The sequence below is a fragment of the Cohnella rhizosphaerae genome (assembly GCF_029525575.1).
Taxonomy (GTDB): Bacteria; Bacillota; Bacilli; order Paenibacillales; family Paenibacillaceae; genus Cohnella; species Cohnella rhizosphaerae.
Genome location: NZ_JAPDIA010000003.1, coordinates 1,503,644 through 1,524,385, shown reverse-complemented (window position 1 = coordinate 1,524,385; position 20,742 = coordinate 1,503,644). Strand labels below are relative to the sequence as shown.

Sequence of the window (20,742 nt, the reverse complement as noted above, 5' to 3'; positions counted from 1 at the left end):
TTTCGCGGACGGACTGAGGAGCCTTTATTTTTGTTCATATCGCGATTATCCGCCCGCTCGAGGACCCAGGCGCCGCTATTGCGGGACTTCCGGTCTTTTTTTAGCCATGATTCGGAGGAATAACGTCCGTCCAGTCCGATACGATCACCATTCGGACCGGTTTTCAAGAAATTACGCCTCCTGTGTCCGGTAACGTTTGCTTTATTTAAACCAGCCCGCTCACCTTCTACGCTATCTCTCCTTCAGGTTAGCGAGTGAAGCAATAATTTTATACTCTCTAATACTCTCTCTCTTATACTCCAACATAAAAGACGCCCTTCCGGGATAAGCAGCCCGGAAAGGCGTCGGTTAAGACAAATTACTTGGATTCAATCAGTTCGGATCGGATCAACAGATTGCGCAGCATCGCTGCGGTCTCTTCCCGGGTTACCGTACGCATCGGCTTGACGCTGCCGTCCTCGTAGCCCGAGATTAGGCCCAGCTTGAAGGACGACCCGAATGCCGGGCGTACCCAAGCAGGAATGTCGGCGTTGTCCGAGATGCCGGCCAATGCCGCCGCCGCGTCGCTGTCGCCGGCCGCAGTTTGGCCCGCCAGCGTCCAGGCTTTGCCGATGATGGCGACAGCTTCTGCGCGCGTGATCGTCTGCTTCGGACGGAACGTACCGTCCGGGTAGCCGCTGATCAGGCCGTACGACTTGGCCGCGGAGACGAACGGTGCATACCAGTCTGCCGCTTTAACGTCGTTGTAGACACCGTCGGTCTTCGCTGGCAGTCCCAGCGCCCGAACGATCATCGCCGCGAACTCGGCGCGCGTGACGCCGCGCGCAGGCTCGAACTTATCGATGCCGGTGCCGGTCAGGATCGTGCGGGAAGCCAGATCCTCGATGGCTTGCTGCGACCATCTGCCGGCCGTATCCTTGAAGCTCGCCTTGTTGACGATCAAGGCGTACACGCTGTTCGTGAAGCTGTTCATGACCGCGAAGTCGCGCTCGTCGACGCGCTTCACGTAGGTCGGCACGTGATACAGGCTGCCGTCCTCCAGGACGCGAACCCCGGTCGTGACTTTGCCGGCATCAGCGGCAGGCAGTTCGATCGCGCGCTCGACGTACTGCGAGAAGCGATCGGCCGCGATCGTCTTGCCGTTGTACGTATAAGTCACGCTGAAGTCCGTAGGCATGCTGATGACAGATGCGCCTGTCTTGGCCGCTTTCTTGCGAATGGCCTCCTGCTCATCCTCGCCCGGATGCTTGATATCGATCGATACCGCAACCTTCGACAGATCGTCCGGCGCGAACGTATTAATGATTTGCGCGATGTCCAGCGCAGCGGAAGGCAGGGTATAGAACGAGCTGCCCGTATCGATAAACAGGATGGCTTCTTTTTGCTGCATGTTTTTCACCAGATCTGCGGTCAGGCCCGTTACGACCCGATCGATTCCCGTGCCTGCATTGATCTTGATGACCGGCTTGCTGGCGCTCGAAGCAAGCAGCTTGTTCAGTTCATCCTTCACGAACGATACGCGAAGCACCTTTTTTACCGTTTTCCTCCGACTTTTTGCCCGTCGCGACCTTGTTGTTTTCGTCACCATTAATCTTGACGACGAATTCATCGGTCGGCGCCGAAGCCGCTACGTTGCGCAAGATAGAGACGGAATACAGGTTGGTCTCCTTTTGATCCGGAGAGGTCACCTGGATTTGGACCGCGTTCAGGCCTGCGGCAAGCGTCGCGGTAGCCGTACCGTTCTCGTCCGTTGCCTTGCCGTTCACCTTCACGGTTGCGCCCGGAACTTGCGGCTTGGCAGTGACCGTGACTTCTGAGCTGTAGGTGCTGTCCTTCACCTGGTAGTTTCTCGTCAACGGCTCGAACTCGGTCGTGAGTTCCATATCCTTCACGGACAGCTCGTCCAGCAGCAACGAGGTATTGAATGCCGTGTCGCGGTAAATGACGAGCGAATACGTCTGGACCGTGCCGTCTGCCGCATGCACTTCAATGACAAAACGATTGGTGCCCGTCGCGAGCGTCAGCGCCTCGTTTCCGGAAGATCCCTTGGCCGTGCCGTTAATCCACACGACGGAGGTTGCGTCCGCAGCCGCGAAGCTCAGCTGGGCCGACGGCGTATTGGCGCCTACGCGCGCATTGTAGTCTAGGACGGCACTATCGAACGTACCCGGCGTCATCGCGATGCCGGACAGCGCGAGCTGCTTCAGACTCGCGTCCGATGCGACCTTGCGGTCGAACGACACCACGTATTTCTTGGCGAGCGTCCAATCCTTCGTCGTGGCGGCCGCATCGTTCGGCGACAGCACCTCGATCGTGATCTTGCTAGAACCTACGTTCAGCGAGATCGGACTGGACGGCTGTCCGGAGGATACAGCTTCGATCTGAGGCTGGGCGTCCGAACCGGACGTAATACGAATCAACGACCCCGGCGAAGCTTCTTCCGGCGTCAAGCGAACGGATGCGGTCGCATTTTCGACTTGCGCCGAATAGTAGACCGTGTTCTCCGCGAAAGGAGCTCCGTAATCCTTGCTCAGCTCGATCGCTTCGGCCGAAGCCGCCCCGCCGGCATCCAGACCGGATGCCTCGAGCGACTTGAGCCCCGCAAGGCCCGATTCGGTCGTAACGTTCAGACTGTAAGTCTGAGAAGCCCCTCCAGACTTGACGACCGCCTGAACGGCGCTGCCGTTCGAGATGTCGACGACGGCGGAGAACTGCTCGTCGACCGGCTCGCCGCCGATTGTCACTTCCGCATCCTTATCGACCGGTACCGCCCATACGCGGGTTTGCTTTTCGCGCACGTCGATCGAAGTCTTGTACGTCGTCTGGCTCGCGATAAACGGCGCGTCCAGCACGCCCTCCCCGGTTCCGAATGCCGCGAGATCCGTGTTCTTCTCGTCCGCCGCGGCCGTGCCGCTGGCGAGCACTTCCAGCTTGTGCACCGTCTTGTTGCCCGCGGCGTCGGTCGCTTCGAGCACGAGCGGCAGCACTCCGTCTTCAGGGAACGACGCGTAATAGACGAAGTGTCCGATCGCATCGACCGGCACGACGGTGCCGTTTACCGTCAGCGCGGTGCCGGCTTCGGTCGCGCCTTCAAGCCGTGCGCGGCTGCCGCTGACGATGGCGCCGTTGGTCGGCGTCTTCAAGTACAGGTACGGCGCCGTTTGGTCCACGATCAGCTGGCTGTAGCCGTGGCTTGTATCGCCGCTCGCATTCGTCGCCTCAATCTCGATTCGATATTGTCCTTCGCTTAAGGTGCCAAGATCGAAGGCGGCAGAATCGCCGCCAGTCGGCGCGACTTCCTCATCATCCTTGAACAGCTTGTATGTCGCAGCCTGATCGCTATCGACATGGACGACGACATGATCGGAATCCGTCACGACAAGCGTATGCTGCAGCGCCTGCTTTTCTTCGTCGCTCAAGCCGTTCAAATCTTCGGCCTTCACGTCGTAAGGATAGTACTGCTGCTCCGACGGCGCGCGATCGCCCGCCTCGTACGATACGTCCAGCTTCGCCGGATTCGGCTTCGGCAGGAACACTTCCGCCGTATCGGACAGCTCGCTGACGAGCAGCGACGACAGCGTTTCGCCGTCGGATTCATAGTTTGCGCGTACGATCATCACGCGCAGCTTGTAGGTCTGCTCCGTATCGAGCCCCGCCAGCACAAAGCGCTGATTCGCGCCCAGCGCAGGGTCCGGCTGGAATTCGTAGGACTTGCCGTTATAGTCCACGTTGCCGTTCGCGTCCGCAGGATAGATGCGATATGCGGTCGTGCTCGCATAACCTGCGTCCGTGAAGCTGATCGTCACGCCTGCATCTCCGCTTGCTACAGCCTTGATATTGGCAGGCTTGGCCAGCATCTGAGAAGCCTTGTAAGAGATCGGCTGCTCCAGCGTCTTGAACACCGGCGCATACGATTCGCTGTCCGCGACGAGCGCCAGGTAGTAGTCGCCTGGCAGATTGTTCGCTGGCAGCGTCACCGTAGTAATGCCCGAGGCCGGAAGATTGTCGGCAAGCACTTGGCCAACGGGTTCATTGGCATCGTTCGCCATGATCAGCCTGACCTTCGTGTCCGGTTTGGCATTGTCGACTTGCCAGGTCACTTCGTAGGCATTGCGCTCCGTTTGAGCCGAAGCCGTCAGCTTGGCTACCTGCGGAATCGGCGCCAGCGCATATTGCTGAATCGTCGCATAACCCTTCGTTTGGACTTTAAGCATGCCCGTCGATTTGACGTCCACCGTAACTTTAAGCCCCGTGTCGTCGAGAATCGCGTTGCGGCCCGCTGCGTCCGGCGTCGCGTTGAGCGCGATTTCCGTGCCGTCCGTGCCGTAAATCTTCGTGCCAAGATCGCCTCCGGCGATATCGAGCAAGTATTTGCCCTTTTCCATCATGGACAAATTGTACGTATACACGGCGTCAGGGCCGTACAGATCGGCCATCGTCGACTTTTGCGACAGGGTCATCGCATCCAGATCGGTGAAGCCGCCCGACTTTACGATCCAGATGCCATCCTTGTCCACGTCGACCAAGGCGGTAACTACGCCGTGCTGCTGGTCGTAGATCGCGTTCCAATCCGACGAATTCTTGTTGAACTCAAGCGGGTACAGCGTGCCGTCAGGACGGTAGAGCTTGGTGTCCTCATTGCCGCCGTAAATATCGAGCGTAGCCTGGAAGCCCTTGAGACCCGTGAAATTCGCGGCAAGCCGCAAATTCGGAGCCTCCGCGCCATGCCATCGTCTCGCTCATCGTGGCATCCGCGCGCATGCGGTACAGGTTAACTTTGGCGTCTACGCCCGCATCGACATACCAGCGTTCGGCGCCCGGCGTCTCGACGAGCATCCAAGTCGTGCCGTCGGCATCGTCGCGCTTGACATTCCATGCCGCGTCCGCTTCGTTCGCTTCGGTCGCGTACACTCTGCCGTCGGCCTTGATCAGCGCAGCATCGGCAGCGCCGCCGACGATCTCGACGAGGTACTTGCCTTGACGGACGATATCCAGCGGAACCAGGTTCTTGGCGGTCGCGCCGTTCAGTTCGGCGGCGATGTCGCCGATCGAGCTTTCACTATCGCCCGTATACAGAACTTTGTGAACCGTGACGCCCAGGCTGGAGCCTGCGACGATCTTCCAAGCGCCCGGCGTCAAAGCCGCGTCGATGACGAGCACGCCTTTTTCCGTGTCGTAATACGCGTTCGGCGCCTTATTTTCCTTCTTCTCGAAGCGGAGCTCGTACTCGGAGCCGCTTGGCGAGATCAGCTTGAGGCCGTCCGTATCGCCCTTGACGGCAATAAGCGCTTCGTAGGATTCGTCTGCGACAAAAGCGTGAGCGAATTTGCCTTCCGCCGTCTTCGATACGGTCGGATTCGTCTCCGTGACTTCAGTCGCGAACTGTCCCTTCACATACGTTCCCAAGAGCGATGCGCGAATGCCGCTTTGGCTGAACAGCTTCTCGCCGACGACGCCCGGCACGTCGCCGAAGTCCGCTCCCGTCCATTCGAATGCGCCGTTCGGGTCGATGTACCAGAACCAGCTCTTGATTTTATTGACGACTGCCTTGCCGGTATTTACGACCGCGCTGCCGATATTTTTCAGCGTGGAAGCCATGTCGACATCCCAGTCGAAGCTGCGCGTCGCGAACGGATACTTCACGACGAAGCCGATGCCGATGACCGACAGCGCAGCTCTGAACCGCGAAGAGTCGACGCCGACTTCCGCGCTGGAGAGACGTTGTCCGCCGACCAGCGGTACCGAACGCGGGATTTGAACCGCCGTTTTCGCGTAGCCGGTAAACGAAGAGCCTTGGAAGTACTTGACCACAACTTGACCGACGAGAATGTCAAGCACGTTGACGGTCGCGCCCATATCGAAGCCCGCGCGGTCGTAGCCGCGATAGCCTGTCGGATTGAACACGATAAACATGTCGACGCCGGCTACGTTGATCGAGTAGATCGCGAGCTTGCCGGATGCGCCGAAGTGATTGGCCGACAGGTCGACGCGCAGATCGTTGCCGTTGACCATGTAGTTGCCGCCGAGCTTAGGCGTCAAATAGTCGGACAGGCCGCCCAGGACGGAGAACGTCAAAGGCGTATCTGCAAGCGCAGACATCCCGCTGACGCCGCCGCCGAGCTTCGTAATCTGTGCGCCGGTGGAGCCGATCTTGATCTCCTTCTTGACCGCAAAGCTGATGGAATCGAGCTTCTTGTCCTTGAGCAGCAGGTCGATGTCGAAGCCGACCTTCGCCTTTTTGAGCTCGGCCGACGCGCCGACGCCGAATTCCGGCGTGCGGGTGTCGATACTGAACCGCAGCTCGGCCGCTTCGAGCGGACCGCTCTTGAAGTCAGCCCCGGCTTTGAATTCGGCTGCCAAATCAAAGCGGTTTTTCATGAAGTCTAGCGCATTGACTTTAGCACTTGCCCCGATCTTCGTGCTGCCGACCTTGAAGCCGAGATCAGCGTTGCCGGTGATACGGATACCGCCTTTGATGAAGGTGAACGAAGTAATATCCACGGGCATTTTCATGCCGGTATAGTCCAGCGCTTTGGAGGTAAGCGATGGAAGCTTGAATACGAAGTTTTGCGGATCGAGCTCGAAGTCGCCTTCGAGAACGGTATACGTCGACAAAATCGGAACCGTGTTTTTGCCGTTGACGTACAACCTGCCCTTGCCGCGAATCACTTCGTGCGTCGGGTCGGTTTTGTCGACGACCAATTCAGTACCTTTAAACAACAGGTTGTCGTTCAATGTTACTACCGTGTTCGCATCGCGAAGTCTAAATACATCTTTTTTCAGAAGCGTTTTCGACGAACGGACCACGCAACTCGATAAAGTCGACCTCCGTCGGGTCGCGCCTGATCGACTTGTTTTCTACCTTTACGACGTCGTAGTTAATCGAACGGTAAGCCTTATCGTCCGTCAGTTCGATCGCGGAAGTAAAGGTTTTGTCGTCGAAGAACTCATGTTCGATTGCGACGTTATACACGCCGAGCGGCAGCGTCTTCCCGTCAGGCTTGGGCAGTTTGATCTTCAGCCCCGAGGTGCCGACCGGTTCGATATCGCTGCGCGGAATGTCATACGAATCGCTGCCTTTGCTGATCGTCACTTTAAGATCCGTATAGGGTAGACGCTTTTTCAGCCAATACAGGTTCTCGCCGACAACCTGCACGGACTCCGCATCTTCGTAGTAGATCTTGGACGGGCCGACCCGTGAATACTTGACGCCGTCCTGCGGCATCGGCATTTGAACGGCGAACTGCACCGGATCGCCTTCAGAAGTCCCCTTGTTATTCGTGGCGATAGCTTTAGCCTCGTAATAAGTGTCCTCCTTCAGGTGCTCCAGCGTTACGCTGTAGTTGCCCGAAGAGTTCACAACAGGAGGTACCGTACCTTCGACACTTAGCCAGACACCGCTGTTGTCATCCTTCTTCTCTCTATACTTGACGCCCCAAGTCGCGCTCGCTCCGCCGTTATTGATGACGTTTACCGGAACGATGGCCCGCTGCTCGTTCGCATTTTCCGCGTTATACAGCGGCGTGGGTGTCCCCGTCTCGACTTGGGGCGGCGTTGTTACTTTAACGTCGTAATATGCGCCGTATTCCGTCGAGATCCGATAGCTCGGAATCGGCTTTGAGGGGTCGATCGCGGTATAGTAATAGGTCGCGTTGCCGTTTTCGTCCGTTTTCAAGTCTGGCGGCGAAGAGAGCGGCGCAAACTCGTTTTCGGGATCGAGGAACGTCGTATTATTCGTGTTTTCTACAAACAAATCGATATTTTTACCGGGATTCTTCTTGGAATCCTTCAGATTCAAATCGGCCTTGTAATACACAGCCGTCTGAACGCTGCTGCCCGAATCGTACACGGAGGCGTTGACCGACATGATGCTTGGCGCTTCCACGTAGGTGGCGCTGTTCAGGTCGATCGGATCATATTTGTTCGTAAAATACCATTGTTTGATAAAGTGATTTTGCCAGGCGCTGCCCGTCGCGGCGGTAAAGCCGACGTATACATCCGGGGGAAGCGATGACAGAAGCCAGATCGAGCCCCGTATAGGTAAGCTTGGGCTGAGCCGGTCTTGTGCTGGAATTGTTGTAGTAAACGGACAGCGTCTTGTCCGCCGTCTTGTAATCGATCCAAACGTAGATGTCTTGTCCCGAGTTGAAGTCGATGTTTGGCTCGGCATAAACGCCTTTGCTGCCGTGGGACACGACGCCGTTCAAATCGACCGCGACGTGGTTGTTGCTCGGGTCGCCGTTGCTGCCCCATTGGGACGGTCCGTTGTCGAACGTATCGAACTCGACGCCGACGCTGTTCGGGATGTTCTCGAAGCCCATCCCGCCGCCGAGGCTGCCCGCACTGTTCGATTTGGTCTGAACGGCGAACACTAGACCGTCCGCGCCTTTCGGCACGCCGGATGAACCGTCTGCGCCATTCATGTTAAATGTAAAGTACGTACTGAAGCCACTGTTATCGCGCAGGGACACTTTGTCCCAGTTGAATACAGTGCCGAATTGGCTGCCTTGGGCCGGCGTCAGCCGCAAGGAACCGTCATCCATAAATCGGGTTGCGCCGTTAAACGACAGCCGGTTAGCCGCTTCCTTAAAATCCGTGTACAAAAACGTAATGTACTTCGACGGCTTGTCCGCCGCGTGGGCAATACTCCCGATGGAAGCGAATCCCGACAGCATCATCTGGAACATGAGCAAAAACGCGAGCACGGCCGCTATTTTTCGCCGGCTGCCGATTGCCGTGAACATCCTCATTAAAATAGTCTCCCTCTCTGTAACTCGTCTGTTTATTGCCCTTAACCGCTTGCGAACTTCTTTCCCGCCCCTCCTTAAGCCCCTTTTTTCACCCAGTATATTAAAAACCACTTAAAAAAACACTAAAAAAAATTGGAAGATTCACGCAGAAAAAAGAGAAATGTGCAGAATAAATAGGCCTTTCGCCATGTCAACGAAAGGCCGAAAGTCCTATGTTTTTATAAAGCCAAAAAAATAATTAAACGCTTGCCGTCTCCCCCCATGTAAACCACCGTCCGATTCCGCCCCTCCTCCTTGGCCCGGTACAGCGCCAGGTCCGCACAGTGCACGACCTCGGCCGCGCTCGGGCCGTCCAGCGGGTAGGCGGCGATGCCGAGCGACAGCGTGACGGGTCTGCCGATCGGCGATTCCTCGGCCATCAGACCGACGCGGATGCGTTCGGCCAGCTCATAGGCGAGCTCCTTGTCCCCGAAAGGAAGCAGCAGGACGAACTCTTCGCCGCCGTATCGGCACGCATAGTCGCCGTCCCGCCGGTCCGCGTTGAGCCGCGCGGCCAGGAAGCGCAGCACCTCGTCCCCTTTCAGATGGCCGAACGTATCGTTGACGGACTTGAAGCGATCCAGATCCATAAGGATGACTGCGTACGGCATCTGCTGGCGCTCCCACGACGCGAGCAGCGAATCGAAAAAGCGTCTGTTGTGCAAGCCTGTAAGCGCATCCGTATGCGCCTCGAGGGAAAGCGCCTCGGTCCGGTCGCCCATGACGCGGAAGGCATCGATGACCGCCCGGTTCAACTCGTTGGCTTCGTAGATGAGATGATGCCGCATCCGAAGCGCGGGGACTTTTTCCCTCTCCGTTTCCCCTTTGTTGAGGAGTGAAGCATACACCGCCAGCCGGCGGAGCGGAAAGGCAAGCCGGTGCGAGACGCCGATGACGAGCAGCGCGAGCAGCAGGATGAACGGCATGGACACGAGCGCCATGCGGGCCACGATGCCTCTGACACTTTCCGTCACCGTAGCGGTTGGCGTCTGGGAGATGATCCCCCACTGCACGGACGGCACGATGGCATACCCGGCGAGCATAGGAATGCCCTTGGTGTTGACGATCTCCATATGACCGCCTTTGCCTTCCATGATCTCGGCGACCGCTTGATTCGACGCGACGTTGTCCCCGATCCGGCTCTTGTCCGGATGATAAATGATATTGCCCCGATGATCGACGACGTAATAATAGGAGCCGTTCAAATTCGATTCCTGCTTGCCGAGTATCTTCTGCAGCACATTGTCGTCGTGCAGGTATAGCGTGCCGCTGATGAACCCGCGATACGTCCCGTCCTTGTCGAAGATCGGCTCGCTGACGAGCACGATCATCCGGTTGGTGACGCCCACGTACGGCTCGGAGACGAGGGGCTTGCGCTCGGCCAGCGCCTGTTTGGAGGCGTTCGACTTCAGCACCTGCCCCACGAGGTCTCCGTTGTCCGGCGACGCGGCGGTGACCTTGCCGGTCTCGTCCGTAAGGGCGAGCGAATTAAAAAAAGGACGTGCTGCCTCTGCTCTGATCCAGCCAGGCGCCTGCCTGCCTGCCTCTGTTCTCCGGGTTCGAAAAGTGGACGCTCGCCGCGTTGAGGGACTGCGTCATGGAGTCGAAAATCGTATCCACGGCGACGCTCAATTCGTTGGCCGTGATCTGGTTCAGTTCGAGCGTATTGGTCGACAGCGAATCCTTCTGCGCCTCGAAGCCCACGATCGTATTCAGCGCGGCCGTCAGGGTGACGGACAGTACGACGACGGCGGTGAAGATGACGGAAAGATGAATCCCCTTTCCCCGCCGAAACCTTAATCTATGCATGGACGTTCTCCAGTCTTTAAAATGGCGGAACGCGTTTATTAGGAACAGCTTTCGACAACATTCCAATTAACCGTATTATTCTACCACACATTGCTAGATCAATATAGTTGAAGTAAAAACAACCATGCGCGGAAGCCGTCGGCTTCCGTTCATGGTTGTGGCAGTTGTGCGAAGCGTAAGTTTGCCGCGCGGATGGCGTATTACAGCGACCAGTCCAGTTTGACCTCGCCGCCGCTGCGGGACGATTCGTAGATCGCGTCGATGATCAGGTTGCTGCGCAGTCCGGTCTCTGCAGACGTGATCGGCGCCTGGCCGGTCAGCACGCAATCGATGAAATGACGGCTCAGCTTGACGCGCGCGCCTTCGTCCTCGATCGGGGCGATGAGCGGAATGTCGACAGGCTGGTCGAAGCGCTCGGTGAGGAATTTGCCTTCGTTGCCCTTCAGGAAGGCGCCGCCTTCCGAGCCCATCAGGTGGACGAACGGCGTGCTGTCGGTGTCCATGTGGACCGCCCAGCTGACCTCGAGCGTGAGCGACGAGCCGTCCTCCATCTTGATGATCGCGGTCGCCAGATCCTCGACGTCGTAGATGCCGTTCCAATCCGGCTTGCCCCAGCTGCCGATGCCCTTCTTGCGGGGACCGAACTCGGCGTACGTCGAGCCGTATACGGACACGGGCTTCGGCTCGCCCATGAGGTAAAAGGCGAGATCGAGCATATGCACGCCGATATCGATCAGCGGTCCGCCGCCGGATTGGCCGTGCTGCGTGAACCATGTGCCCCAGCCCGGGATGCCCTTGCGCCGGTACCAGCCGGTCTTCGCCGTGTAGATATGTCCCAGCTCGCCGCGATCGATCTGCGACTTTACGAGCTGCGGGAGCCATTCCCAGCGCATCTGATGGGCGACCATGACGGTTTTGCCGCTCTTCTGCTGCGCGCGCACGATATCCTTCGCGGCCGCCGAGTCGAGCCCCATCGGCTTTTCGACCAACACGTGCTTCCCGTGCTCGAGCGCGCTGATCGTGAGCGAAGCATGGCTCTGATTCGGCACGGCTACGATGACCGCGTCGATGTCGAGCCGCTCGATGAGCGCCTGCGGCGTCGGCGCGACCGATTCGATGCCGTACTGCTGGGCCCTGGCTTCCGCCAGCGGCAAATACGTATCCGTAATCGCGACGATCTCGCAGAGCTCTGCCAGCTTGCCGAACTCCTGAAGGTGAACGTTCCCGATGTTGCCCGCGCCGATCAGGCCGATGCGGACTTTATTCGAATTTCCCATGATAGCCTCCAATGGATTGCTTTTTTTAAAAAATTCGCGATAACGCTATCATAGCCCAATTCCTTTAGACCGGCGATGAGCGATTTAGCTCAGTTCTTATCCGCGTTAGGCTTTGCCGTGCCGTAAGCTTTATTCATTTGCATATTTATAAATTTTTATGTATATTTATTCTTACCGAAATTACGATCCGCAGGAAGGAGCGTGCGCCGTGCGCGATGACATCCGCATCGTCGAGACCAAAGCGCTGAACGCCTGGCCCGCCTTGCGGCAGACGGCGCATGACGGCTGGCTGCTCAGGCAGTCGAAGGGGTACACGAAGCGCTCCAATTCCGTGCAGCCGCTGCGGACCGATACCGGCGCCGACCTTCGCGCCATGGTCGGCTACTGCGAGGAAACGTATCGACGCGCGGGCTTGCCGACGATATTCAAGATTACGCCGCTATGCGAGCCTTGCGGCCTGGACGGCCGTCTGGACGAGTACGGCTATGCCGCGGTCGACCGCTCGCAGGTACTGGTCCGCTCGCTTGGCGAGACTCAGTCTACGCTTCCCTTGGAAGGACTGAGCGTTTACGCCGGCCCGACGGAAGCGTGGATGTCCGCCGCCGCCGCGTTCCTGCCGCTCAACCCGGAGCAGCGGGAGACCGCTTCGGCCCTGCTGGCGAACAGTCCGCTCGTCAGCGCCTTTTTCCTCCTCCGCGCCGGGGACGTTCCCGCCGCGATCGGGATCGGCGTCGTCGACGACGGTTACCTGGGCCTGTTCGATATCGCGACGTCCCTCGCCTATCGGAACCGCGGGCTCGGCGGGCGTCTCGTCGGACAGATCCTGCGATGGGGTCAATCGCGCGGCGCGCATACGAGCTACCTTCAGGTCGCGGACGGCAACCTGCCCGCGCAGCGACTGTACGCCAAACTTGGATACGAGAAGCTTTACGACTATTGGTATCGCGTGCGCCGGCCTTAATGCGCCCCGCCGCGCATTCGCAAAGAAGCCGCGTTACCGGCCGCGAACGGCGGCCGGCAACGCGGCTTCCTTTATTATTCCTTCAGCAATGAGAGAAATTCGGAGCGCAGCGCGGAGCTGCCCCGGAATTGTCCACGCACCGCCGATGTGACGGTTTTGCTCCCGTACTTTTTGACGCCGCGCGCGCACATGCACAGATGCTCGCCCTCGACGACGACCATGACGCCGTTCGGCTTCAGCACGTCGTCCAGAATGTCGGCGATCTGGGAAGTGATGCGCTCCTGAACCTGCAGCCTTCGCGTGACGGCTTCTACCAGCCGCGCCAGCTTGCTGAGGCCCGCGATCTTGCCGCTCGGAATGTAGCCAATATGGGCCTTGCCGAAGAACGGCGCCATATGATGCTCGCATTGGCTGTAATACACGATATCCTTGACGATGACGAGCTCCTCGTGCTGCTCGTCGAACGTGACGCCGAGCGCATCCCGCGGATCGATCGCATAGCCCCCCGAAAATCTCCTCGTACATGCGCGTGACGCGGGCGGGCGTGTCCAGCAGGCCTTCGCGCTCCACGTCTTCGCCGATCAGCTTGAGAATCTCGCGGACATGGTGCTCCACCTGTTCGCGGTTGTTCGTAACGTTCGTATTCAGATAGTCCTTCAGACCGGCCATCGTACGCCCTTCTTTCGTCCTTAGCGGCCGCTCCCGTTCATCCCGGCGCGCCGCTTGTCGATTATCTGCGGGGTTTAACGTTTTGATTCTGGTTTTTCATCATCTGCTGCGCCTTCTGAAGCTGCTGCTTGTTCATATTGTAACCCATCTGCTTGGCCATCTTGGCCAGCATGTCCGGATTGTTCTGCATCTTCGTCATCTGGCTGCGCAGATAGAATACGCCGCCGAGGAAGCCCAGCACAAGTCCGACGATCAACGTCAGAACCGGAATCAGAATATCCCAAAAGCTCATCTGCCCTACCTCCAAATTGTACGCATAAATGCGTGTCTGCGATCCGCGCGATTCTGCGGGACAGCCAGCCTATAATAGCATGAGCCCCGCCGGCGAATCAACCCGTCGGCCAGCCGGCGCACCCCCCGTGGCGGCTAAGCCGTCGCCCGCGCGCAAAGTCAATTGATGACCGCCTCGATGAACAGCGTCGGCAGCCTCGCCAGATCCAGCTCGCGAGCTGCGGAAGATTCGCCCTCGCGGGCGATGACGCGTACGATCGGCCGGCCGGGCAATCCTCTGTGCTGAGCCACGACGATACCGATCAGCCGGTTGGACAGTCTCACCGAGACGCCGTTCGGGTAGACCGACACGATCTTCAGAAATTCGATGAGAATCTCGCGGTCGAGCGTCGTATCGGATAGCGCGTGCAGCCGCTCGATCGCCTCGTGCGGCTGCAGGCGGGGAAGCTCGCCCGCGCCGTGCACGAGATTGTCGTAGATATTGGCGACCGCGGTGATCTTGGCGTATGCGTGGATCTCCTCGCCGGATATGCCGCGGGGCTCGCCGCTCCCGTCCGGCGCCTCGTGGTGCTGAAAAGCGACGTGGGCGGTCAGCAGGCTGTATTCGCGCTTCAGCTTGAGCAGCTCGAAGCCTCGCCAGGCGTGATGGGTCCGTCCTTCCTCCGGGCCCGTCGCCCCCAGCTTGCCGATGTCGTGCAGCAGCGCGCCGATCGCGAGCTCCTTCAACTGCAGCATATTGAAGCCCATGTTGGCGCCGACCATCGTCGCCATCATGCAGACGTTCATGCTGTGCAAATACAAGGCGTTGTCCGCGGTACGTATATCCGACAGCTGAACGAGTACGTTCTGATTGCGCAGCACGTCGTCCATCAGTTGATCGACGGACAGGCTGATCGCCCTCGCGCTGAATTCTTTGCCGGAGCGAAGCGCGTTAAAGGTGGCGGACATTTGCGAGATAACCGCCTGCTTGGTTTGCTCCGACAGCACCTCGTCCAACTGAATCTCCGGCGCGCCGGGCTCCGAGATATAGACCATCGGCACCCCGAGCCTGCGGAGCGTGCTGATCATGAATACGGTCAGTTGAACGCCTGCCGACAGAAGCACCGTGCCGTTTTCCGAAAAGAGCGTCCTGCCGAGCAACTGCCCCGGTTCGAGATTATCGATATCAACCAGCTTCATATCCCATGCTCTCCCGTGGATGCGCCTGACGTGATAGGCTGGATTTTCTTCCTATATGAATATATTAGCCGTCGGCCGCCGGTTATAGCAAATAAAGATTGGCATGCAAGCGCTTGACCGCAATAAAAAAAAGAAAATCCGCGACGGGAACCGTGTCGCGGACTCATTGAGCGAGGTTCAGTGCGTTTCGGACGAAAACCCTTTTTGCGCGATAGGCGGGAACGAGAAGATGTGCCTCTCTATCGCTATTGCACGGTAGAGGGTCGTCTTCACCCTGGTCTTTAGTCACGGTCTTGGGTACTCTCTCCGTCCTTCCTGCGCCCGCTCCGCTTCGGCGCCGGCTCCGCGAGCGAGGCAAGGGCCCTGCTCGCCGCCGCGCGGACGCGCTCGTCCGCGTCGGCCTCGGCCGCCTCGGCCAGAGCCGCCTGCGCGACTTCCCCCGCGGATGCGCCCAAGCGCCCAGGCTGCCGTCGCGCGCAGCTCGAAGCGCGGATCCTCGCGCAGCACGCGGGCGACGTCGCCGGCGGACGCCTCGTCGCGGAAGTTGCCGAGCCCGATCAGCGCATTGCGCTGGATCGGCTTGCGTCCGCGCCAGGCGGCGCTGCTCGCGCCGAACGTCTCCTTGAACGCGCGGTTGCCCATCTGCAGCAGCGGAAGAAGCAGCGGCTTCGCGACCTCCGGATCCGGCAGCGTCTCGGCCTGATGCCGCGAATCGATGCCCCGGTTGATCGGGCATACGATCTGGCAGGTGTCGCAGCCGTAGAGGCGATTGCCCATCTTGACCATCGCTTCCTCGTCCAGCAGACCTTTGCTCTGGGTCAAGTAGGAGATGCACTTCTGGGCGTTCAGTTGCCCGGGGCCGACCAGCGCGCCCGTCGGACAGGCATCGATGCAAATGGTGCAGTCCCCGCACTGATCCAGAAGCGGCGCGTCCGGCGGCAGCGGCAAATTCGTGATCATCTCGCCGAGGTACATCCAAGAGCCGAGCTCGTCGTTCATGATCATGCAGTTTTTGCCGCTCCAGCCGATACCGGCGCGCTCGGCGACCGCCCGGTCGGAGAGCGCGCCGGTGTCGACCATGGACAGCCATCTGAGCTCAGGCGCCCGCTCCGCCAGCCATTCGGCCAGCCGTTCGAGCCGCCTGCCGAGCACGCGATGATAATCTTCGCCCCATGCCGAGCGGGACAAAATACCGCGGCGCGCGCCAGGCTCCGAGACAGGCGGATTTTTTAGCTTCGACGGATAGGCGACCGCGATCGCGACGATCGAGCGGGGCGCCTCGAACAACAAGGACGGCTTGCGTCCGCTTGTCCAGGTCCGGCTCCTCGAAGCCCGACTCGTAGCCGAGCGCCCGATGCGCGGCGAGCCTCTCCCGCAGCTCCGGGAAAGGCTCGGCCGACGTCACGCCGATCCGGTCGATGCCGAGCGACTTCGCCGCCCCGAGCATATCCCTTTTCAACGACGACCAATAGGCGGGGCTGCGGCTCGGCGCCGCGACGCCCTGTTTATCCAACGTCAGGTCTCCCTCCTCGCGCTACAGCCGCTTCCAGCGTACGATCGGCCACATGATGAACTCCGTCCGCCCGAGCAGCAGCGACTTCGGCACTTCTCCGAAGGTACGGCTGTCCTTGCTCGCGCCCAAACGACGATTGTCTCCCATAATGAAGTATTTCCCGTCTTCGACCTTGATCGGTCCGAAATCTCCGTCCTCTATGGAACTATCGGTATAGGGCTCGACCCGCAGCTCGCCGTTCACGTACAGCTGTCCGCCTTTGCCCTCGACCGTATCGCCGGGCATGCCGATGATGCGCTTGACGAGAAACTTCTTCTTGTCCGGACCGTCGCTCGGATCCTTCAGGATGACGACGTCGCCCGCCTTCGGCTGACCGAGCTCGTAGGCGACCTTGTTGACGAATAGCCATTCGTGCTCGTACAGCGTCGGCTCCATCGACTCGCCCTTGACCGTCGACAGCCTGAATACGAACGCCCACAGCAGGATGACGATCGTAAACGCGATGCCCAGGGCGCGCAGCCACTCCCACAGCTCGCGACGCCAGACGGATTCGGGCTTGACGGAGCGGGATCTGCCTGGCTGAGGGATGCCGGATGTCTGCTTCATGGGTATGACTCATTCTCCTTCGCCTGGGGGCTGTCTCTCCACTCGCGATAGTAACGTCTGGCTTCCTCGTCGCCGAACGGCTGTCCGAACGTCGCCACGCGCTCGTGCAGCGCGCGCAGCCCGTCCTCCACCTGCCCGCGAACGGACGCGCTGTAGCGGTATTCTTCCTTATGCTTGTCGTATTCGTCCCGGTCCAGATCGAGCACCGATCCCCCGGGCAGGAGCACGACGTCCAAGTCGTAATCGATATAGGTCAGCACGTTGTTGTAACGATAGGGCGGAGACGCTACATTGCAATAATAACGCACGCCCCGGTCCTCCAGCAGCGCCACGACGTTAAACCATTCGCCCGGCAGAAAAAAAGAAACGGCCGGAACCCGGCTGATCCATTCTTTGCCGTCGGCTTCGCGAATCGGCGTATGGTCGTTCACGTATACCATGATGCCCGCGTCCCGATGCGCGGGATGGAGCCTGCCCTCCGGCACCTTCCAGTTCTCGAGCCACATGCGGTGGAGCGAGCCGTTGTGCTTAAAGCTCTTGATCGTACAGCTCTCGTATATAGATGTAGATATTAAGCCGCCGATGCGCTCCATGCCAAGCCCCCTGCCGTAGAACCTTTTAAGATAATATAAGAATAGTCCTTGTCGCTTTTTTCATTATACCCGATTATCAGGAAACGCATAAACTAAAGGATTTTCCGAATGCCTGTTATTCCTTTATCCTAATTTACGACCGTTTACGTGCCTTTAGCAACAATTTTTTGCAACAAGTTTGCGACAACATTAAGGGTTTGAATAAGGTAGCTCTAAAAGCATTTGAGGGATTAGCTAAAAAGTAATTGTTTGCACAATATTCCTAATGGTAATGTGTTTGTGAAGCAACTCCTTCTTACTTTAAAGCGAGGCGAAATCAGTGAAGCTGATCATTCCAGAAAAATTAACGTCCATGCTCTTATCGAGTGGAAATGAAATTGAAACTCGACTGTTAGAGGATTTAGTTTCATTCCATGAAGAAAGATATATAAAGAAACACAAACCACTTCCAGAAAGACCATCACGCTTATTGGGGCAAAATGGTCTTCATTATCTTCAGATGTGCCTATTTAGATCACGATCACTAGTGGATGGTTTCTTCGTTTCGGTTGAATCGGACAATCCGATCCTTTCCGCATTAACCACGCGAGCGCATTTTGAAGTTACCGGGGGGATAGCGTATTTCCTTAAAAAGCTAAAGAATTTTTATAATGGAGTCATTACTTATGAACAGATTGATGAATCATTAGGAAGGCTAAATCTAGGAATAAAGACAAAAAGTAATTTGGAAGGTGTTGAAATCGAGCGGATTCCTGACCCCGTGAATGTAATGTCCTTTATTCAAGCTGCCGACCATGAGTTTAAAAAAAATAAGCAGCAAAGGTATTATGTATTTTCAAGAATCCTATGATGATCTCTCTGAGTTTTGTCATCCGAATAGCCTGGGGATGTTTATGGGTTCATCAATAAATAAAATTGCAGTTGTGAGATATAACAAAGACTTTGCTCATACTGAACATCCTAACGATTTCTTCTTTAATTTTTTTGCAATTACTTCTCTAGCGTTTATGCATTTTTATGACGAAGCTTTTGGATTACTTGAAAAAGAACGAAGATTTCCCCATTATCCTTGACTAATAAAAGTTCATTTACCATTAAGCCCCTGGTTCTATTTACAGTAAGCCAGCAAACGAAGCCTTAGTTTAATCACTAGGGCTTCGCTGCTTATTATAACCCTTTGTGAAGTCAGGATATTTGACCTCGATCGGCAACCGTGGAATCTGTACCTTAATGATTAGGTCCGAGTAATCCTCTACCCTCTCCGTCATATATGCGCGTAATGTGGCTCTCTCGACCTCATATAACCCCCCGTCGGCCGGCTATAGAATATGTAAAGATTAACTTTAGCCCGGAGCGTTCCGGCGTCTCCTTGACCCAAAGACGGCGTTCCTTAAGTCTGCCGAGCGAGCGCTCGAGTTCTCCTTGTAGGAAGCTGCCTACAAGCTTTGTGATAGCTGCTCGTGTACCGGTCGCCTCCTCATGCTGCTTACGGGCTAACTCCATAAGTGTCAAGATCTCAACGTGATCTTGGATGAGTTGCAGGTCCTCCGCTGGTGCGCTCATGAGATGTCACGCTCCTGGATCGGCAGCGGCCGGCAGGCTAAGATACGATCGGCGTGAAGACTGCGTGGTGCGTGCTTAGATAGGTCGTAGGCAGATACCTTATTGTCGGTCACAGCGATTACCTTAATTGGGCGTTGCGTAAAGTTGCCCTGCTGATTCCTCATAGATCATACAACTTCTCGACTAATGTACTTCGTGACGTCCATTCTGACCGCCTCCAAACAGAACGTATGTTCTTATAATACTCACAGATCCGGATTTTATTCAATGGGATTTCAAACATTTTAGATTATGTATCATAAAAGGTAGTTCTATTAAAATATAGATATAGGATAATAATACCATTTATTATATAATGCTTTTGCGCACGCTTACGAATGGATGGTGAATTCATGACAAGTAACCCCTCACTAACAGATTGGATACAAGCCATCGCTGCTACTGCTGCTTTATTGATCGCTATTTATGCTCTTGTAATTTCTAAACGTGGTCTAAAAGCTTCTGCTGAAACCCGTTTAAGGGTAATTGATCTTAGATTAGACATTGATGGTTCGAATACTATAACGCTTATAATTTATAATTTATAATTCTGGGCCCGGAACCGCATTTGATGTAAGTGTTTCAGCTTATTACCGTAAAACCCAAATTGAAGATCGGCGTTTTCTTTCATCAAAAACTTGGAATGAATATACTCAATTCAAAGCCAGAGGCTTAGCAGATATGACGCCCACTGCCACTTATAACTACGTTCTCGATGATATGAATGCTTTTATGCTTCATGGCCTGAGGCCATTTGAAATTTCTTATAAGCTTTCGAGTGGAAAGAAAAGAAAACTCTACATCCAATACAAGCTTGGATATTCTGGCTCCGAGAAATTCGTGGAATTTAGCAAAAAAGGAAATATTTCTGAGTAAGTGGTTTAGAAACGGAACTTTGGACCAGCAAGAAAGAGTACAACATCATTGAATTAACTCCCAAATAAAAACTCTATCTTACATACAATTTGAATTCTGACTAAATCTTGATTCGATTAGAATCCATGGTATATTATGGGTCTAAGAGGAAGGAGGGGAGAAACATGTCGAGACAACTCATAGAGCAAGGAAAGCAATTGGCCGGACAGGTAAGAGAAGGCGGTTATGGAAGAATGATTACTGGTCCAGATTTTGAAAAATGGGCAGCCGCCACGTCACTCTTCATTGAACAAAATTTTAACGGCACTACGATTGCTGCGGAGGCAACGGAAGCTTACCGTACTCGAGGAACAAATTCTGCTTCTAAGTACGAGACGCTACTCGCAATATTGGAAGTGGCTGTGGAGAACAAAGAAAAGCAGGATGAAGCATGGGATGCATTCAGTGATCTTAATAGCTAATTCAAGAAAACGCCTTAAGGCGTTTTTTTTGTTGGATGAAATTAAAGCATCATAAGTATCTTCACCTAAAGATGGCAATCGTACTGCAAACTAAAAAAGTCCGAGAAACTGAAATC

At 56.3% G+C, this 20,742-nt stretch carries 17 protein-coding genes and 2 pseudogenes; 5 read left to right on the top strand and 14 right to left on the bottom strand.

All coding sequences use genetic code 11. The features are described 5' to 3' along the window. Positions 1 to 358: 358 nt before the first annotated feature. The 8 genes from OMP40_RS12580 to OMP40_RS12545 all read right to left on the bottom strand — a co-directional run bounded on the left by OMP40_RS12580 (position 359) and on the right by OMP40_RS12545 (position 11,875). On the bottom strand, positions 359 to 1,528 hold the full coding sequence (locus OMP40_RS12580; RefSeq protein ID WP_277531742.1) for an S-layer homology domain-containing protein: 1,170 nt from the start codon (positions 1,526 to 1,528) through the stop codon (positions 359 to 361). Beyond that, complete coding sequence (locus OMP40_RS12575; RefSeq protein WP_277531741.1) at positions 1,500 to 4,706, bottom strand: cadherin-like beta sandwich domain-containing protein; 3,207 nt, start codon at positions 4,704 to 4,706, stop codon at positions 1,500 to 1,502. Before OMP40_RS12575 ends, OMP40_RS12580 begins: the two co-directional genes overlap by 29 nt. Continuing rightward, on the bottom strand, positions 4,636 to 6,735 hold the full coding sequence (locus OMP40_RS12570) for a hypothetical protein (protein ID WP_277531740.1): 2,100 nt from the start codon (positions 6,733 to 6,735) through the stop codon (positions 4,636 to 4,638). The genes OMP40_RS12575 and OMP40_RS12570 overlap by 71 nt, the downstream gene beginning before the upstream one ends. Positions 6,736 to 6,763: 28 nt before the next feature. Then, complete coding sequence (locus OMP40_RS12565; RefSeq protein ID WP_277531738.1) at positions 6,764 to 7,867, bottom strand: hypothetical protein; 1,104 nt, start codon at positions 7,865 to 7,867, stop codon at positions 6,764 to 6,766. Positions 7,868 to 7,913: 46 nt separating this feature from the next. Then, on the bottom strand, positions 7,914 to 8,744 hold the full coding sequence (locus OMP40_RS12560) for a lectin-like domain-containing protein (protein WP_277531737.1): 831 nt from the start codon (positions 8,742 to 8,744) through the stop codon (positions 7,914 to 7,916). Positions 8,745 to 8,968: 224 nt separating this feature from the next. After that, positions 8,969 to 10,309, bottom strand: a complete 1,341-nt coding sequence (locus OMP40_RS12555; protein ID WP_277533143.1) for a sensor domain-containing diguanylate cyclase — start codon at positions 10,307 to 10,309, stop codon at positions 8,969 to 8,971. Beyond that, a complete protein-coding gene (locus OMP40_RS12550) occupies positions 10,278 to 10,598 on the bottom strand; it encodes a hypothetical protein (RefSeq protein WP_277531734.1) in 321 nt (106 codons plus the stop codon). The genes OMP40_RS12555 and OMP40_RS12550 overlap by 32 nt, the downstream gene beginning before the upstream one ends. 200 nt (positions 10,599 to 10,798) lie before the next feature. Then, positions 10,799 to 11,875 carry a Gfo/Idh/MocA family protein gene (locus tag OMP40_RS12545; RefSeq protein WP_277531733.1) on the bottom strand — a complete coding sequence of 359 codons (1,077 nt, stop codon included), beginning with the start codon at positions 11,873 to 11,875 and terminating at the stop codon, positions 10,799 to 10,801. 208 nt (positions 11,876 to 12,083) lie between these two features. Here OMP40_RS12545 and OMP40_RS12540 point away from each other — a divergent pair, with 208 nt between their 5' ends. Next, a complete protein-coding gene (locus tag OMP40_RS12540) occupies positions 12,084 to 12,836 on the top strand; it encodes a GNAT family N-acetyltransferase (protein ID WP_277531731.1) in 753 nt (250 codons plus the stop codon). A gap of 74 nt (positions 12,837 to 12,910) precedes the next feature. Here the strand turns inward: OMP40_RS12540 and folE are convergent. The 6 genes and pseudogenes from folE to OMP40_RS12510 form a co-directional block, all read right to left on the bottom strand. Then, positions 12,911 to 13,505: pseudogene (gene folE, locus OMP40_RS12535) on the bottom strand (GTP cyclohydrolase I FolE). A 61-nt stretch (positions 13,506 to 13,566) separates the two neighbouring features. After that, positions 13,567 to 13,797 carry a YneF family protein gene (locus tag OMP40_RS12530; protein WP_277531730.1) on the bottom strand — a complete coding sequence of 77 codons (231 nt, stop codon included), beginning with the start codon at positions 13,795 to 13,797 and terminating at the stop codon, positions 13,567 to 13,569. Positions 13,798 to 13,955: 158 nt separating this feature from the next. Further along, a complete protein-coding gene (locus OMP40_RS12525; RefSeq protein WP_277531728.1) occupies positions 13,956 to 14,975 on the bottom strand; it encodes an HD-GYP domain-containing protein in 1,020 nt (339 codons plus the stop codon). Between the two features lie 281 nt (positions 14,976 to 15,256). After that, a pseudogene (gene queG / locus OMP40_RS12520) lies at positions 15,257 to 16,422 on the bottom strand (tRNA epoxyqueuosine(34) reductase QueG). A gap of 87 nt (positions 16,423 to 16,509) precedes the next feature. Next, a complete protein-coding gene (gene lepB / locus OMP40_RS12515) occupies positions 16,510 to 17,094 on the bottom strand; it encodes a signal peptidase I (RefSeq protein WP_277531726.1) in 585 nt (194 codons plus the stop codon). After that, positions 17,091 to 17,687 carry a DUF402 domain-containing protein gene (locus tag OMP40_RS12510; protein WP_277531724.1) on the bottom strand — a complete coding sequence of 199 codons (597 nt, stop codon included), beginning with the start codon at positions 17,685 to 17,687 and terminating at the stop codon, positions 17,091 to 17,093. Before OMP40_RS12510 ends, lepB begins: the two co-directional genes overlap by 4 nt. Positions 17,688 to 18,006: 319 nt before the next feature. On the opposite strand from OMP40_RS12510, the gene OMP40_RS12505 reads away from it, so the two are divergent. The 4 genes from OMP40_RS12505 (at position 18,007) to OMP40_RS12490 (ending at position 20,626) form a co-directional block, all read left to right on the top strand. Continuing rightward, on the top strand, positions 18,007 to 18,537 hold the full coding sequence (locus tag OMP40_RS12505; protein ID WP_277531722.1) for a hypothetical protein: 531 nt from the start codon (positions 18,007 to 18,009) through the stop codon (positions 18,535 to 18,537). After that, the gene (locus OMP40_RS12500; RefSeq protein WP_277531720.1) at positions 18,515 to 18,760 is read left to right on the top strand and encodes a hypothetical protein; all 246 of its coding nucleotides are present in this window, start codon (positions 18,515 to 18,517) and stop codon (positions 18,758 to 18,760) included. The genes OMP40_RS12505 and OMP40_RS12500 overlap by 23 nt, the downstream gene beginning before the upstream one ends. 882 nt (positions 18,761 to 19,642) lie before the next feature. After that, the gene (locus OMP40_RS12495) at positions 19,643 to 19,837 is read left to right on the top strand and encodes a hypothetical protein (protein WP_277531719.1); all 195 of its coding nucleotides are present in this window, start codon (positions 19,643 to 19,645) and stop codon (positions 19,835 to 19,837) included. 492 nt (positions 19,838 to 20,329) lie between these two features. Continuing rightward, on the top strand, positions 20,330 to 20,626 hold the full coding sequence (locus tag OMP40_RS12490) for a hypothetical protein (RefSeq protein WP_277531717.1): 297 nt from the start codon (positions 20,330 to 20,332) through the stop codon (positions 20,624 to 20,626). The last annotated feature ends 116 nt before the right edge of the window (positions 20,627 to 20,742 follow it).

Bases quoted from the DNA above. Each gene is read 5' to 3' on its own strand.
- OMP40_RS12495 (WP_277531719.1), top strand. From the start codon at position 19,643: ATGACAAGTAACCCCTCACTAACAGATTGGATACAAGCCATCGCTGCT.
- OMP40_RS12565 (WP_277531738.1), bottom strand. From the start codon at position 7,867: ATGTCGGTCAACGCCTCCGTGTACGATTCGGGCAGCAGCGTTCAGACG.
- OMP40_RS12530 (WP_277531730.1), bottom strand. From the start codon at position 13,797: ATGAGCTTTTGGGATATTCTGATTCCGGTTCTGACGTTGATCGTCGGA.
- lepB (WP_277531726.1), bottom strand. From the start codon at position 17,094: ATGAAGCAGACATCCGGCATCCCTCAGCCAGGCAGATCCCGCTCCGTC.
- OMP40_RS12545 (WP_277531733.1), bottom strand. From the start codon at position 11,875: ATGGGAAATTCGAATAAAGTCCGCATCGGCCTGATCGGCGCGGGCAAC.
- OMP40_RS12560 (WP_277531737.1), bottom strand. From the start codon at position 8,744: ATGTTCACGGCAATCGGCAGCCGGCGAAAAATAGCGGCCGTGCTCGCG.
- OMP40_RS12510 (WP_277531724.1), bottom strand. From the start codon at position 17,687: ATGGAGCGCATCGGCGGCTTAATATCTACATCTATATACGAGAGCTGT.
- OMP40_RS12490 (WP_277531717.1), top strand. From the start codon at position 20,330: ATGTCGAGACAACTCATAGAGCAAGGAAAGCAATTGGCCGGACAGGTA.
- OMP40_RS12500 (WP_277531720.1), top strand. From the start codon at position 18,515: ATGTATTTTCAAGAATCCTATGATGATCTCTCTGAGTTTTGTCATCCG.
- OMP40_RS12550 (WP_277531734.1), bottom strand. From the start codon at position 10,598: ATGCATAGATTAAGGTTTCGGCGGGGAAAGGGGATTCATCTTTCCGTC.
- OMP40_RS12525 (WP_277531728.1), bottom strand. From the start codon at position 14,975: ATGAAGCTGGTTGATATCGATAATCTCGAACCGGGGCAGTTGCTCGGC.